Source organism: Brucella pseudintermedia, assembly GCF_008932435.1.
Taxonomy (GTDB): Bacteria; Pseudomonadota; Alphaproteobacteria; order Rhizobiales; family Rhizobiaceae; genus Brucella; species Brucella pseudintermedia.
In genome coordinates this window covers 106055-121876 of sequence record NZ_WBWE01000009.1, presented here as the reverse complement: position 1 = coordinate 121876, position 15822 = coordinate 106055, and the positions used below count along the sequence as shown (strand labels likewise).

Genomic DNA, 15822 nt, shown 5'->3' with positions numbered 1-15822 from the left:
TTCTGATTCTCTTATGCTGCCTGTGGCTCGACCTTGCGGGTGAGAAGCTTCTCACCGTCATGCCCTGTCACGATACGTTCGATGATCTCGCCCGGTGCGCCACCGTCCACCGATGCCAGCGTAAAGCCTTCCGTGCGTGCAATGCCTTCCTTCTCGACCAGCAGGCGCTGAACTGTGCCATTGAGAGAAGCGAGGTGCTTTTCATAAGCACGGTCGCCTTCAGCGCGCAGGCGGGCAGCGCGTTCCTTGACGATCTCGCGCCGCACCTGTGGCATGCGGGCGGCAGGCGTGCCTTCGCGTGCGCTGTAGGGGAAGACGTGCAAGTGGGACAGCCCGCATTCCTCAACGATCTTCAACGAGTTCTGGAACATTTCCTCGGTTTCGGTCGGGAAACCGGCGATGATATCCGCGCCGAAGACGATATCGGGACGAAGCCCACGCACCGTTTCGCAGAAGCGGATCGAATCATCGCGCAGATGGCGGCGCTTCATGCGCTTCAGGATCATGTCGTCGCCCGCCTGTAGCGACAGGTGCAGATGCGGCATCAGCCGCTTTTCAGTGGCGATGGCCTCCATCAGATCGTCATCGGCCTCGATGGAATCGATGGATGACAGGCGCAGGCGCTGCAAATCCGGCACTTGTGCCAGCACGGTTTTCACCAGCTTGCCGAGGCGAAGATTGCCGGGAAGGTCGGGACCGTAGGAAGTCATGTCCACGCCGGTCAGCACCACTTCAGCATAGCCGTTGCCGACGAGACGCTTGACCTGATCCACCACCGCGCCCATCGGCACGGAACGCGAATTGCCGCGGCCATAGGGAATGATGCAGAAGGTGCAGCGATGATCGCAGCCATTTTGCACCTGCACGAAAGCGCGTGCGCGGCCCTCGATGGCGTCGACCATATGGCTCGCGGTTTCGCGCACTTCCATGATGTCGTTGACGCGCACCTTTTCGAACTGGTTGACGCCGAAATCTGGCAGCATCCGGTAGGAATTGGATTTCAGCTTTTCCTCATTGCCGAGAATGAGGTCCACTTCGTCCATGGCGGCAAAATTGTCGGCTTCGGTCTGCGCGGCGCAGCCGGTGACGATGATGCGCGCTTCCGGATTTTCGCGGCGGGCCTTGCGGATCGCCTGACGTGCCTGGCGCACGGCTTCCGCCGTCACGGCACAGGTATTAAAGATGATTGCGCCATCCTTCAATTCGCCCAGTCCAGCGGCATCGGCCTCGCGCTTCATCACCTCGGATTCATAGGTGTTGAGACGGCATCCGAAAGTTACGACTTCCACCGACATCAGGCTGCACCCTTGTCAGTTGGCCTGTCAATTGGCTTGTCCGTCTGGGCGTCACGGCTCCATTCGCCGGTTGCGGGATCGAACGTGCCGGAAAATTCCCATTCGGCGGGGCCGGTCATCATGACATGATCGTCGTCGCGCCATTTGATCAGGAGAGGGCCGCCCGGAACATTGACGGTGACCGTGCGCCCGGTGCGGCGCGTGCGCGCTGCCGAAACGGCGGCGACGCAGGCGGCGGAGCCGCAGGCGCGGGTCAGGCCCGCACCGCGTTCCCAGGTGCGCAGGTCAATCGTCTCTGGCGAGGTGACATGGGCAATGGAGATATTGGCGCGTTCGGGGAATATCGGATGATGTTCCAGAAGAGGCCCGAATTTTTCCAGCTCATAGGACCAGATATCGCGGTCGACCCAGAAGACGGCATGCGGGTTGCCCATGGAGGCGACCGACGGCGAATGCAGCACCGGCGCGTCAATGGGACCGACCTGCAATTCGATCATGCGCGTATCGCGAAATTCTTCGGCAAGCGGAATGTCCTGCCAATCGAAGCTCGGCTTGCCCATGTCGACCGAAATCAGGCCGTCTTCATGTTCGGTTGCGGTCAGGATTCCGGCGCGGGTCTCAAAGGTGAAATGCTGCCTGCCGGTTTCGGCGGCCAGCGCCTGCACGACGCAGCGCGTGCCGTTGCCGCAAGCCTGTGCTTCCGTGCCGTCGCAATTGATGATCGCTATATAGTTGTCGGTTCCCGCGACGCGCGGATCGTGGATCGCCATGATCTGATCGAAGGCGGTTTCGCTGTCGCCCGCAAGACGGATCGCGGCTTCCGGCGTGATCCGGTCTGCGCGACCGCGCATGTCGGCAACGATGATCTGATTGCCGAGCCCGTTCATCTTGGCGAAGGCTGCCCTGGTGGCCATAACTATCGTGGTTCCGTTTTCCTGCGGCTTATGCTCATGAAGCCTATGGGACAATTAGGGTCTATATGGCGGAAAAGCCCGCAAATTGCCAGTACCCGGATGCGATTGCGAAAAGTTGCGGCCCGTACGTTTCGCCAGAACAGCTTTCAATATCGGAGAAACTGTGGCCTTCCTGTCCCAGTTTCAGGATTATTGGGTCCTTTCAAGCGATGTTGAAGGGTTTGGAGGGAAAAAATGACAGGTGCTGGTGTTGCTTTTTTAACCATATAGCCATTTTATCGGTCCAATATTGTCACATTGCAGGGCTTCGCTGGGAAGTCCGGGGCATCCCCACCCCTGATGAGAAATGCGGAAATGGAGAACCAGATGGGAATTTCGAAAGCAAGTCTGCTCAGCCTCGCGGCGGCTGGCATTGTCCTGGCCGGGTGCCAGAGCTCCCGGTTCGGCAATCTCGATACGGTTTCGCCCCCGCCCCCGCCTCCACCAGTTGCCGCCGCCCCGGCAGGCACGGTGCAAAAGGGCAATCTTTCTTCTCCCAATGCTTCGCAGTTCCCGACGGCCCCGACCACGAACCCGAATGCGCAGCCCGGCACGCAGGTTGCAAGCCTGCCGCCGGCTTCCGCGCCCGATCTGACACCCGGCTCCGTCGCCGGTGTCTGGAACGCGTCGCTCGGCGGCCAGAGCTGCAAGATCGCAACGCCGCAGACCAAATATGGTCAGGGCTACCGCGCTGGTCCGCTGCGTTGCCCCGGCGAACTCGGCAATCTTGCTTCCTGGGCCGTCAATGGCAAGCAGCTCGTTCTCTATGATGCGAATGGCGGCACTGTCGCTTCGCTCTATTCTTCGGGACAGAGCCGCTTCGACGGGCAAACCTCGGGCGGGCAGGCGGTATCGCTTTCGCGCTGATTGTTTTCACGCTCCGCCCTCGGCGGCAGCATTCTATGAGGCGGAGCGTCTTCGGGCGGCTCCGCCAATTGTTGGATAAAGGTTTCACCGGAACCTGTCATGTCTTTCGACGGTAATCTCAAGGCGTTTCCCTCCCTCCGCGAACATTACGATGCAATGGTCACGGCGGGCGATGTGGAAGCCGATCCCGCTCAACTCGAACTGACGAGCCGTTATGATCGGCTGATCGAGGAAATCTGCACCAAGCGCCTGTCACGCAAGTCGAGCGCGCTCGGCTGGCTGTTCGGCAAGCGCAAGGAGGGAACGAGCGTCATCAAGGGGCTTTACGTGCACGGCGAGGTCGGGCGCGGCAAGACCATGCTGATGGATATGTTCTTTTCGCTTCTGCCGGTCGAACGCAAGCGCCGCGCGCATTTCAATGATTTCATGGCCGATGTGCATGAGCGCATCTACGCGCATCGCCAGGCGCTGAAGCGCGGCGAGACCAAGCAGGACGATCCGATCCCGCCGGTGGCCGAAGCGTTGGCCCAGCAGGCCTGGGTGTTGTGCTTCGACGAATTTACCGTGACCGACATTGCCGATGCGATGATCCTGTCGCGCCTGTTCAGTGCACTGTTCACCCGTGGGGTGGTGCTGGTGGCGACATCCAACGTCGCGCCGGACAATCTCTATCGCGATGGTCTGAACCGGCAGCTCTTCCTGCCCTTTGTCGATATTCTCAAGAGCCATGTCGATGTGATCAATCTGGATTCGCGCACCGACTATCGCCTGGAAAAGCTCGATCGCCAGCCGGTCTATCTGTCGCCGCTCGGTGCCGAAACCACCAAGCGCATGGATGCGGCCTGGGCAGCGCAAAAGGATGGCGCGCAGGAAAAGCCGGACGTCATCCGCATCAAGGGGCGCGATATCGACGTGCCGCGCGCCATTCCGGGCGCGGCACGCTTCACCTTCGATGCATTGTGCTCGAAGCCGCTTGGTGCTGCGGACTATATTGCCATCGTGAACCGCTATCCCACGCTGTTCATTGACGACGTGCCGGTGCTGGATTATTCGCGACGCAACGAGGCCAAGCGCTTCATTCTGCTGGTCGACGTGCTTTACGATCACCATGCGCGTGTGTTCATTTCCGCCGAAGCGCAACCAGAAAAGCTGTACCTTGCCAACAAGGGCACGGAAGCCTTCGAGTTCGACCGCACCGCTTCCCGCCTCTTCGAAATGCAGAGCGCGGAATATCTGACCGAGCCGCCCGGCAAGGCTGGATAACGGTCATCTCGGTCCCATCATCAGACTGCCACAGACTGGACTTATAAGCCCGGTGGGCTATGTTGCTCATGCAATTCATGCGGAAGGCGGGGCGCGTTTGCGCGGCATTTCCGAGGCGGCACCCGGTTTGACTCCAGAACCGGTTTTGGGCGGGTGCGCAAGGCTATTGGAATTGGCAGCTTGCCGGTTGCTCCATTGCCGCTTCGCTGGGGATGGTCTGCGACGGCGGGAAGGCCGCTTTTGCCTTGAAAAGGACAGATTATCTTACGTTTACGTAAGAACCGATAAATCTAACCGATTGAAAACATTAGTCGCAAAATAATGAGTTGAGTTTCTCGTCAAAGAGTCCTATCTCGCAGTTCCAACGCTTGAGCGTTTCCGGGGAGGATTCCGGATGGGCTTGATGCGTTTCTGGATCAAAAGTGAGGAAAGAAACAATCATGGCACGCAACAAGATTGCCCTCATCGGCTCCGGCATGATCGGCGGCACGCTCGCTCATCTGGCCGGTCTGAAGGAACTCGGCGACGTCGTCCTTTTCGACATTGCGGAAGGCATCCCGCAGGGTAAGGGACTGGACATTGCCGAATCTTCGCCCGTTGACGGTTTTGATGCGAAGTACACCGGCGCCAACGACTACGCTGCAATCGAAAGCGCAGACGTTGTCATCGTGACCGCAGGCGTGCCGCGCAAGCCGGGCATGAGCCGCGACGACCTTCTGGGCATCAACCTCAAGGTGATGGAACAAGTTGGCGCGGGCATCAAGAAATATGCCCCTGAAGCTTTCGTCATCTGCATTACCAACCCGCTCGACGCCATGGTGTGGGCGCTGCAGAAGTTCTCCGGTCTTCCGGCGCACAAGGTTGTCGGCATGGCTGGCGTTCTCGACAGCGCCCGCTTCCGTTATTTCCTCTCGGAAGAATTCAACGTCTCGGTTGAAGACGTCACGGCATTCGTGCTGGGCGGCCACGGCGACAGCATGGTTCCGTTGGCTCGCTACTCGACCGTTGCGGGCATTCCGCTGCCGGACCTCGTCAAGATGGGCTGGACCAGCCAGGACAAGCTCGACAAGATCATCCAGCGCACCCGTGACGGCGGCGCGGAAATCGTCGGCCTGCTCAAGACCGGTTCGGCTTTCTACGCTCCGGCCTCGTCGGCCATCCAGATGGCTGAATCCTACCTCAAGGACAAGAAGCGCGTCCTGCCGGTCGCTGCCCAGCTTTCGGGCCAGTACGGCGTCAAGGATATGTATGTCGGCGTGCCGACCGTGATCGGCGCCAATGGCGTCGAGCGCATCATCGAAATCGATCTCGACAAGGACGAGAAGGCGCAGTTCGACAAGTCGGTGGCCTCCGTCGCCGGTCTTTGCGAAGCCTGCATCGCCATCGCTCCGTCGCTGAAGTAAAATTCCAGACAAGGCCGGATTGTCGCTTCCTTGCGGCTCCGGCCTTTTCCGGCTGTCAATCCGTACCGGTTCCGTTCAATTCCAATAAGCAACGGACCGGGAATCCGCAGAGGACAACCAGATGAATATTCACGAATACCAGGCCAAGCGCCTGCTTCACACCTACGGCGCGCCGATCGCCAATGGTGTGGCTGTCTATTCCGTCGAACAGGCGGAAGAATGGGCAAAGACGCTTCCCGGACCGCTTTATGTTGTCAAGAGCCAGATCCATGCTGGCGGACGCGGCAAGGGCAAGTTCAAGGAACTGCCAGCCGATGCAAAGGGCGGCGTGCGCCTCGCCAAGTCTGTCGAGGAAGTGGTTGCCAATGCGAAGGAAATGCTGGGCAACACGCTGGTCACCAAGCAGACCGGCCCTGCCGGCAAGCAGGTTAACCGTCTCTACATCGAAGACGGCGCCGACATTGATCGCGAGCTTTATCTCTCGATCCTGATCGACCGTACTGTTGGCCGTCCGGCTTTCGTCGTTTCGACCGAAGGCGGCATGGACATCGAAGCCGTTGCCGAAGAAACCCCTGAAAAGATCGTCACCGTCGCCATCGACCCTGCCAAGGGCGTGACGGATGAAGACGCCAACAAGCTCGCCGACGCGCTGAAGCTTGAAGGTCAGGCGCGCGAAGACGGCCTCAAGCTGTTCCCGATCCTCTACAAGGCATTCACCGAGAAGGACATGAGCCTTCTGGAGATCAACCCGCTGATCGTCATGACCGATGGCCGCGTGCGCGTTCTCGACGCCAAGGTGTCGTTCGACGGCAATGCGCTGTTCCGTCATCCTGACATTCAGGAACTGCGCGATCTGTCGGAAGAAGACGAAAAAGAGATCGAAGCGTCCAAGTACGACCTCGCTTATGTCGCCCTCGACGGCAATATCGGCTGCATGGTCAACGGCGCAGGCCTTGCCATGGCAACGATGGACATCATCAAGCTCTACGGCGCAGAACCTGCCAACTTCCTCGACGTTGGCGGCGGCGCTTCCAAGGAGAAGGTGACGGCGGCGTTCAAGATCATCACCGCCGATCCGGCTGTCCAGGGCATTCTGGTCAACATCTTCGGCGGCATCATGAAGTGCGACGTCATCGCCGAAGGCGTGATCGCCGCGGTCAAGGAAGTCGGCCTCAAGGTTCCGCTGGTTGTCCGTCTCGAAGGCACCAATGTCGAACTCGGCAAGAAGATCATCAACGAGAGCGGCCTGAACGTCATTTCGGCCGACGATCTCGACGATGCGGCGCAGAAGATCGTCGCTGCAGTGAAGGGGAATTAAGGCATGTCCATTCTCGTCAACAAGGACACCAAGGTTCTCGTACAGGGCCTGACCGGCAAGACCGGCACCTTTCACACCGAACAGGCGCTTGCCTATTACGGCACGCAGATGGTCGGCGGTATCCACCCGAAGAAGGGCGGCGAAACCTGGGAAGGCTCGAAGGGCGAAAAGCTCCCGATCTTCTCAACCGTTGCCGAAGCCAAGGAACGCACGGGCGCCGACGCATCCGTGATCTATGTTCCGCCAGCAGGCGCAGCCGATGCGATCATCGAAGCCATCGAAGCTGAGATTCCGTTCATCGTCTGCATCACCGAAGGCATTCCGGTCATGGACATGGTTCGCGTCAAGGAGCGTCTGGAACGCTCGAAGTCGCGCCTGCTCGGACCGAACTGCCCCGGCATCCTGACCCCTGAAGAATGCAAGATCGGCATCATGCCGGGCAATATCTTCAAGAAGGGTTCGGTGGGCGTTGTATCGCGCTCCGGCACGCTTACCTATGAAGCTGTGTTCCAGACCTCGAACGAAGGCCTCGGCCAGACCACCGCTGTCGGTATCGGCGGCGATCCGGTCAAGGGCACCGAGTTCATCGACGTTTTGGAAATGTTCCTGGCCGACGACGAAACCAAGTCGATCGTCATGATCGGCGAAATTGGCGGCTCGGCTGAAGAAGATGCGGCGCAGTTCCTCAAGGACGAAGCCAAGCGTGGCCGCAAGAAGCCGATGGTCGGCTTCATCGCTGGCCGCACGGCTCCTGCCGGACGCACCATGGGCCATGCTGGCGCCGTGATCTCCGGCGGCAAGGGCGGCGCGGAAGACAAGATTGCGGCCATGGAATCGGCTGGCATTCGCGTGTCGCCGTCGCCGGCGCAGCTTGGCAAGACGCTGGTCGAAGTCCTCAAGGGCTGAGATCGGTCATCGATCTGAATATCCCGGCTGCGGCGAAAGCCGCTGCCGGGTTTGGCATGATAGCCGGGCCATTCCGGCGACAAGGGAACGGATATGACCGTTCCGACGCGTAGAGTTTAGTTATGCCGGGGTCTGTAGCGGTTCCTCCCCGGCGGCGTGAGGGATGAAGGTCAAAAGCTTCCGGCCCGCGCAAGATGAGCCACTGACAAGGAGACGGAGCGCTGCTCCGGATAGGCTATGGCAAGGCAAGAACAAGCCAACGACGTTTTCGCCCTTACCTCATTCCTCTATGGCGGCAATGCCGACTATATCGAGGAGCTGTACGCCAAATATGAGGACGATCCGAATTCGGTCGATCCGCAGTGGCGCGATTTCTTCGCCAAGCTGGGCGACAATGCCGACGATGTGAAGAAAAACGCCGAAGGCGCGTCCTGGACCAGGAAGAACTGGCCGATCGCCGCCAATGGCGAACTCATTTCCGCGCTCGACGGCAACTGGGCTGAAGTCGAAAAGCATGTCACCGACAAGCTGAAGGGCAAGGCTGCGAAGGGCGAAGCCAAGGGCGCCACCGGTGCTGCCCTGACCAGCGAAGAGATCACGCAGGCTGCACGCGACAGCGTTCGCGCCATCATGATGATCCGCGCCTATCGGATGCGCGGCCATCTGCACGCCAATCTCGATCCGCTCGGCCTCTCCGAAAAGCCGAACGACTATAACGAGCTGGAACCGGAAAACTACGGTTTCACGCCTGCCGATTACAACCGCAAGATCTTCATCGACAACGTGCTCGGCCTCGAATATGCGACCGTGCCGGAAATGCTCGACATTCTGAAGCGCACCTATTGCGGCACGATCGGCGTCGAATTCATGCATATCTCCGATCCGGCTGAAAAGGCCTGGATTCAGGAACGCATCGAAGGCCCGGACAAAAAGGTTGCTTTCACGCCGGAAGGCAAGAAGGCCATCCTGTCGAAGCTGATCGAAGCGGAAGGCTTTGAGCAGTTCATCGACGTCAAGTACAAGGGCACCAAGCGTTTCGGTCTTGATGGCGGTGAATCGCTGATCCCCGCCCTTGAGCAGATCGTCAAGCGCGGCGGCGCCATGGGCGTCAAGGAAATCATTCTGGGCATGGCCCACCGTGGCCGCCTGAACGTGCTCAGCCAGGTCATGGGCAAACCGCATCGTGCCATCTTCCACGAGTTCAAGGGCGGCTCCTATGCCCCCGACGATGTGGAAGGTTCGGGCGACGTGAAGTACCATCTGGGCGCTTCGTCGGACCGCGAGTTCGACGGTAACAAGGTCCACCTGTCGCTCACCGCCAACCCGTCGCACCTTGAAATCGTCAACCCGGTCGTCATGGGCAAGGCACGCGCCAAGCAGGACCTGCTGGCCGGACGCACCCGCGACGACATGGTTCCGCTTGCAACCCGCGCCAAGGTTCTGCCGCTCCTGCTGCATGGCGATGCCGCCTTTGCCGGTCAGGGCGTTGTGGCCGAGTGTCTTGGCCTTTCGGGACTGAAGGGCCACCGCGTTGCCGGTACGGTGCATTTCATCATCAACAACCAGATCGGTTTCACCACCAATCCGGCCTTCTCGCGTTCGTCGCCTTATCCGTCAGATGTGGCGAAGATGATCGAGGCGCCGATCTTCCACGTCAACGGCGACGATCCGGAAGCCGTGGTGTTCGCTGCCAAGGTTGCGACCGAGTTCCGCATGACCTTCCACAAGCCGGTGGTCATCGACATGTTCTGCTATCGCCGCTTCGGTCACAACGAAGGCGACGAGCCGTCCTTCACGCAGCCGCTGATGTACAAGGCGATCCGTGGGCACAAGACCACGGTGCAGCTCTACAGCGACAAGCTCATCGCGGAAGGCCTGATCAAGCAGGAAGAAATCGACCAGATGAAAGCGCAGTGGCGCGAAAATCTGGAAACCGAATTTGAAGCCGGCCAGAGCTACAAGCCGAACAAGGCCGACTGGCTGGACGGCGCGTGGGCTGGTCTGCGCACCGCCGACAATGCCGACGAGCAGCGCCGCGGCAAAACCGCCGTGCCGATGAAGACGCTCAAGGAAATCGGCAAGAAGCTCGTCGAAGTGCCGAAGGACTTCCACGTCCACCGCACGATTCAGCGCTTCCTCGACAACCGCGCCAAGATGATGGAAACGGGCGAGGGGATCGACTGGGCAACGGCTGAATCGCTGGCGTTCGGCTCGCTGGTCGCCGAAGGCAGCCCTGTTCGCCTGTCCGGCCAGGATGTCGAGCGCGGCACCTTCTCGCAGCGTCATACTGTTCTCTACGATCAGGAGAACCAGAACCGCTACATCCCGCTCAACAATATCCAGAAGGGGCAGGCGATCTACGAGGCCATCAATTCGATGCTCTCGGAAGAAGCAGTGCTTGGCTACGAATATGGCTATTCGCTGTCCGACCCGCGCGCTCTGGTTCTGTGGGAAGCCCAGTTCGGCGATTTCGCCAACGGTGCACAGGTCGTGTTCGACCAGTTCATCTCGTCGGGCGAACGCAAGTGGCTGCGCATGTCCGGCCTCGTCTGCCTTCTGCCGCACGGCTATGAAGGCCAGGGTCCGGAACACTCCTCGGCCCGTCTGGAACGTTATCTCCAGCTCTGCGCCGAAGACAACATGCAGGTCGCGAACGTCACGACGCCCGCCAACTACTTCCACATCCTGCGCCGCCAGATGAAGCGCGATTTCCGCAAGCCGCTTATCATGATGACGCCGAAGTCGCTGCTGCGTCACAAGCGCGCCGTTTCGACGCTGGCCGAAATGTCGGGCGAATCCTCGTTCCACCGCCTGCTGTGGGACGATGCGCAGTACAACAAGGACGAAGGCATCAAGCTTCAGAAGGATGCAAAGATCCGTCGCGTCGTTCTCTGCTCGGGCAAGGTCTATTACGACCTTTACGAAGAGCGCGAAAAGCGCGGCATCGACGATGTCTACCTGCTGCGTGTCGAACAGCTCTATCCGTTCCCGGCCAAGGCGCTCATCAACGAGCTGTCGCGGTTCCGTCAGGCGGAAATGGTCTGGTGTCAGGAAGAGCCGAAGAACATGGGCGCGTGGTCATTTATCGACCCGTATTTGGAGTGGGTGCTGGCGCATATCGATGCCAAGCATCAGCGCGTGCGCTATGCAGGCCGTCCGGCCGCCGCATCGCCTGCAACGGGCCTGATGTCGAAGCATCTTGCGCAGCTTGCCGCTTTCCTTGAGGATGCGCTCGGCAGCTAACCGGTTTTGGAGCCGCCTCGCGGGCGGCTCCAGCACTTGAACACAAATTCAAAATTCGAAGATCAACGGAAGAAAAAACCATGGCCACCGAAATTCGCGTTCCCACGCTTGGGGAGTCCGTTACTGAGGCAACCATCGGAAAATGGTTCAAGAAAGTCGGCGATGCTGTCGCTGCCGACGAACCGCTGGTGGAACTGGAAACCGACAAGGTGACAGTGGAAGTTCCGGCTGCTGCTGCTGGCGTACTGGCTGAAATCACGGCCAAGGAAGGCGACACGGTCGAGGTCAATGCACTTCTCGGCCAGATTTCCACCGATGGCGCTGCGGTCGCCGCTGCTCCGGCTGCGAAGAAGGAAGAAGCCAAGCCTGCTGCCGCTGCCCCTGCTCCGGTCGCATCCGCTTCGTCCGGCCCGGCCATGCAGCCAGCGCCTGCCGCTGCCAAGCTGCTTTCAGAAAACAACCTCTCCGCCGATCAGGTGGAAGGTTCGGGCAAGCGCGGTCAGGTGCTGAAGGGCGATGTGCTTGACGCTATTGCAAAGGGTGTTTCGGCTGCTCCGGCTCCAGTTGCTGCAGCCGCTGCCCGTCCGGCATCGTCGGCTGACGATGCATCGCGTGAAGAACGCGTGAAGATGACCCGCCTGCGCCAGACGATCGCCAAGCGTCTGAAGGATGCCCAGAACACAGCCGCCATGCTGACGACCTATAACGAAGTCGACATGTCTGCGGTGATGGAACTGCGCACCAAGTACAAGGACATCTTCGAGAAGAAGCATGGCGTGAAGCTCGGCTTCATGGGCTTCTTCACCAAGGCCGTGACCCATGCGCTGAAGGAAATCCCGGCGGTTAACGCCGAGATTGACGGCACCGACATCATCTACAAGAACTTCGCCCATGTCGGCATGGCCGTCGGCACGGACAAGGGCCTTGTGGTTCCTGTCATCCGTGATGCCGACAGCATGTCGATTGCGGAAATCGAAAAGGAACTGGGCCGTCTGGCCAAGGCCGCTCGCGACGGTTCGCTGTCCATGGCCGACATGCAGGGCGGCACGTTCACCATCACCAATGGCGGCGTGTACGGTTCGCTGATGTCCTCGCCGATCCTGAACGCGCCGCAGTCGGGCATTCTCGGCATGCACAAGATCCAGGAACGTCCGGTTGTCGTCGGCGGCCAGATCGTGATCCGCCCGATGATGTATCTGGCGCTTTCCTACGATCACCGCATCGTGGACGGCAAGGAAGCCGTGACCTTCCTCGTGCGCGTCAAGGAAAGCCTGGAAGATCCGGAACGTCTGGTTCTCGATCTCTAAGGAAAAACGATGGAGCCGGGCCTTTTCTCCGCATCGCCGTTTCTGCCGCTGGTCGGCTTAAGCGTTGTTCTGCTGGTGGTTCATATCCTCCTGCAGGGCTTTGCGGCGACGAGGGAACTCGGCTCCCGATGGAATGCCGGTCCGCGCGACGAGGGGCTGAAGCCCTCCGGCAAGTTTGCCGGTCGCGCGGAGAGGGCATCCGCCAATTTCCGCGAAACCTATCCGGCTTTCGTGGCGTTGGCGTTGGCGCTCGTGCTGAAAGGCGATCCGTCCGGATGGGGCATCCTCGGGGCGTGGCTCTGGTTTGTCGGTCGCATCGTCTATATCCCGCTTTATCTGGCGGGCATTCCCTACTTCCGGTCCTTTGTCTGGCTGATCAGTCTGGTGGGGCTCGGTATCATGCTTCTGGCTTTGGTTCTGTGATGACAGCCTGCGCGTGAGACACGCGCAATGAAGGAAACGCGATGCATCCCTATCTGTTCGAACTTGCATCCCTGATGGCGATCTTCGTCTTTGCCATCGTTTCCCCCGGCGCCGATCTCGCCATGGTCATAAGGCAGTCGCTGCTGCATGGCCGTCGCGAGGCGATCATCACCAGCTTCGGCATCGGCACGGCGCTGATGATGCATGTTACCTATACGGTGCTGGGTCTTGGTCTCATAATTTCCAAGTCGATCTATCTGTTCAACATCGTCAAATGGTGCGGTGTGGCCTATCTGGTCTATATCGGCGTCAAGGCGCTGCGGGCTGGAACGACGAAGATCGAGGTGGAGAGCGCGCCAAAGGAACCGCGCAAGCAGCAGAGTTTCGCCAAGGCTTTCGGCCTCGGTTTCGCCGCCAATGCGCTGAACCCCAAGGCCGTGTTCTTCTTCCTGTCGATTTTCTCCACCGTCGTTCATGCTCATACGCCGACTGAGGTGAAGCTTGGTTACGGTGTGGTGATGGCTACCGCCCTGATCTCGTGGTTCGTCGGCGTCAGCCTTTTCATGACGACGCCGAAGATGCGCGCGGCCTTCTCGCGTGCCTCGAAATGGATCGATCGGGCCAGCGGTGTTGTCTTCATCGCGCTGGGGCTTAAACTTGCCACCGAAAAGGCTATGTAGTCCTTATCTTCGGACACCGAAGATTCGCTGCCGGAAAAGCTCAGCCGGAACATTCAGGGAGAACCGACAGATGCATGCAGCAAACAAGCTTCTCAGGAGCACCGCTATTGCAGCGCTCGCGCTGACGGTTTTCTCCACCGCTGTTCAGGCCGCCTGTACGCAGAACCGCGCGATTTACCGTGATCGTGACGATGCCTATACGCTCACGTTCCGCCCCGAGCAGCCGAACGACCTGAAAATGACACCGGCGCCGACGAATGAATTCACGATCACGGCCAACGACAAGCCGGAGTTCAAGCTGAACGGCATGGTGATCTGGCCGGAGGAAGGCGTGGCGCGTCCCTATGCGCTGCTGACCTATAACTGCAAGGGCGATGGTTCCAATCCGGAGGATCTTGACGATTGCAGCATCTGGCAGAGCGTTATCTACGCGCTGAAGGAAGGCGCCGAAGCTGATGTCCTGCCCAAGGCGGGCGAACCGGCGGCGCAGGCGATCCTGCTGCCCGATCTGGTGACGGCGCTCGACGGTTATGATTTTGGAGCGGCAAAACCCGAAAAGCCGCTTCAGTGGGAGGCATTCCGCTTTCAGGGATGCTCGCCCGACGAGGAATGACCGGCCCCTCAAGGATGCCGGTTGCATGGAAATAGTTTCGAATGAGAGAACGGACCCGGATGAACCGGGCGTTCGAAAACGTTCAGGACAGAGTGAAGAAGGATAGTTCAATGTCATACGATGTGGTTGTCATCGGTACGGGTCCCGGCGGTTATGTCGCCGCGATCAAGGCTGCACAGCTTGGTCTTTCCGTTGCTGTTGTCGAGAAGCGCAAGACCTTCGGTGGCACCTGCCTGAATATTGGCTGCATTCCCTCCAAGGCGCTTCTGCATGCGTCGGAAGTGTTTGCCGAAGCCGGTCACTCCTTCGACACGCTCGGCGTGGAAGTGACGCCGAAGCTCAATCTGGGAAAGATGCTGGCGCATAAGGATGCGACCGTGAAGGCCAATGTCACGGGCGTTGAATTCCTGTTCAAGAAGAACAAGATCACGGCCTTCATCGGCACCGGCAAGATTGTCGGCAAGGGCAAGGTTTCCGTGACCGCCGAAGACGGCAAGGTCGAGGAAATCGAAGCCAAGAACATCATCATCGCCACCGGCTCGGACGTTGCTGGCATTCCGGGCGTCAAGGTCGATATTGACGAGAAAGTCATCGTTTCCTCGACCGGCGCGCTCTCCTTCGACAAGGTTCCGGGCAGCCTGATCGTGGTCGGCGGCGGCGTGATCGGTCTCGAACTCGGTTCGGTCTGGGCGCGTCTTGGCGCGAAGGTTACGGTTGTCGAATATCTCGACAAGGTGCTCGGGCCTATGGATGGCGAAGTGTCGAAGCAGTTCCAGCGCCTTCTTGAAAAGCAGGGCATTGCCTTCAAGCTTAGCGCCAAGGTTACAGGCGTCGAGAAAGCTGGCAAGGCTGATTCCGGGGGCGCGAAAGTGACCTTTGAACCGGTCAAGGGTGGCGCGGCTGAAACACTTGAAGCCGACGCGGTACTGATTGCGACCGGTCGTCGTCCTTACACGGATGGTCTTGGTCTGCAGGAAGCGGGCGTGAATGTCGATGATCGCGGCCGCGTTGCGATCGACGATCATTGGCGCACCAATGTCGAAGGCATCTATGCCATTGGCGACGTGGTGCAGGGGCCGATGCTGGCGCACAAAGCTGAGGACGAAGGCATTGCGGTTGCCGAAATCATTGCCGGTCAGGCCGGTCACGTGAATTTCGATGTTATCCCGAGCGTGGTCTACACGCAGCCGGAAGTGGCTTCCGTCGGCAAGACCGAAGAGGAACTGAAGGCCGCCGGTATCGAATACAAGGTGGGCAAATTCCCGTTCACGGCCAATGGTCGCGCGCGTGCCATGCTGCATACCGACGGTTTCGTCAAAATCCTCGCCGACAAGGTTACGGACCGCGTTCTGGGCGCGCATATTCTTGGCTACAATGCCGGTGAAATGATCCACGAACTGGCGGTTCTGATGGAATTCGGCGGATCGTCGGAAGACCTCGCCCGCACCTGCCACGCCCATCCGACCATGTCGGAAGCCGTGCGCGAATCTGCCCTGGCCACCTTTGCCAAGCCGATCCATATGTGATCGGCTGCATTTCTGCCATTGTAAA

At 59.6% G+C, this 15822-nt stretch carries 13 protein-coding genes; 11 read left to right on the top strand and 2 right to left on the bottom strand.

Translation table 11 applies throughout. The features are described 5' to 3' along the window. Positions 1-11: 11 nt before the first annotated feature. Positions 12-1295, bottom strand: coding sequence for a tRNA (N(6)-L-threonylcarbamoyladenosine(37)-C(2))-methylthiotransferase MtaB (gene mtaB / locus F9K78_RS13125; protein ID WP_121984955.1), 1284 nt, complete (start codon positions 1293-1295; stop codon positions 12-14). Next, on the bottom strand, positions 1295-2209 hold the full coding sequence (dapF, locus tag F9K78_RS13120; RefSeq protein WP_121984954.1) for a diaminopimelate epimerase: 915 nt from the start codon (positions 2207-2209) through the stop codon (positions 1295-1297). The genes mtaB and dapF overlap by 1 nt, the downstream gene beginning before the upstream one ends. A gap of 366 nt (positions 2210-2575) precedes the next feature. Between dapF and F9K78_RS13115 the strand changes: the two genes are divergently transcribed. The 11 genes from F9K78_RS13115 to lpdA all read left to right on the top strand — a co-directional run bounded on the left by F9K78_RS13115 (position 2576) and on the right by lpdA (position 15797). Beyond that, the gene (locus F9K78_RS13115; RefSeq protein ID WP_121984953.1) at positions 2576-3115 is read left to right on the top strand and encodes a protease inhibitor Inh/omp19 family protein; all 540 of its coding nucleotides are present in this window, start codon (positions 2576-2578) and stop codon (positions 3113-3115) included. 99 nt (positions 3116-3214) lie between these two features. Next, on the top strand, positions 3215-4378 hold the full coding sequence (gene zapE, locus F9K78_RS13110; protein WP_121984952.1) for a cell division protein ZapE: 1164 nt from the start codon (positions 3215-3217) through the stop codon (positions 4376-4378). Positions 4379-4818: 440 nt separating this feature from the next. Then, a complete protein-coding gene (gene mdh / locus F9K78_RS13105) occupies positions 4819-5781 on the top strand; it encodes a malate dehydrogenase (protein WP_121984951.1) in 963 nt (320 codons plus the stop codon). Between the two features lie 121 nt (positions 5782-5902). After that, a complete protein-coding gene (gene sucC / locus F9K78_RS13100; protein WP_112586961.1) occupies positions 5903-7099 on the top strand; it encodes an ADP-forming succinate--CoA ligase subunit beta in 1197 nt (398 codons plus the stop codon). 3 nt (positions 7100-7102) lie between these two features. Next, the gene (gene sucD, locus F9K78_RS13095) at positions 7103-8005 is read left to right on the top strand and encodes a succinate--CoA ligase subunit alpha (protein WP_121982388.1); all 903 of its coding nucleotides are present in this window, start codon (positions 7103-7105) and stop codon (positions 8003-8005) included. A gap of 237 nt (positions 8006-8242) precedes the next feature. Then, on the top strand, positions 8243-11248 hold the full coding sequence (locus F9K78_RS13085) for a 2-oxoglutarate dehydrogenase E1 component (RefSeq protein WP_121982386.1): 3006 nt from the start codon (positions 8243-8245) through the stop codon (positions 11246-11248). 80 nt (positions 11249-11328) lie between these two features. Further along, complete coding sequence (gene odhB, locus F9K78_RS13080; RefSeq protein ID WP_121984949.1) at positions 11329-12555, top strand: 2-oxoglutarate dehydrogenase complex dihydrolipoyllysine-residue succinyltransferase; 1227 nt, start codon at positions 11329-11331, stop codon at positions 12553-12555. 9 nt (positions 12556-12564) lie between these two features. Next, positions 12565-12978 (top strand): MAPEG family protein, encoded by a 414-nt coding sequence (locus tag F9K78_RS13075; protein WP_121984948.1) that lies wholly within the window; start codon positions 12565-12567, stop codon positions 12976-12978. Positions 12979-13019: 41 nt separating this feature from the next. Next, positions 13020-13658, top strand: a complete 639-nt coding sequence (locus F9K78_RS13070; protein ID WP_121982383.1) for a LysE family transporter — start codon at positions 13020-13022, stop codon at positions 13656-13658. A 70-nt stretch (positions 13659-13728) separates the two neighbouring features. Then, positions 13729-14271, top strand: a complete 543-nt coding sequence (locus F9K78_RS13065; RefSeq protein ID WP_121984947.1) for a hypothetical protein — start codon at positions 13729-13731, stop codon at positions 14269-14271. A 110-nt stretch (positions 14272-14381) separates the two neighbouring features. Beyond that, positions 14382-15797, top strand: a complete 1416-nt coding sequence (gene lpdA, locus F9K78_RS13055) for a dihydrolipoyl dehydrogenase (protein ID WP_121985006.1) — start codon at positions 14382-14384, stop codon at positions 15795-15797. The last annotated feature ends 25 nt before the right edge of the window (positions 15798-15822 follow it).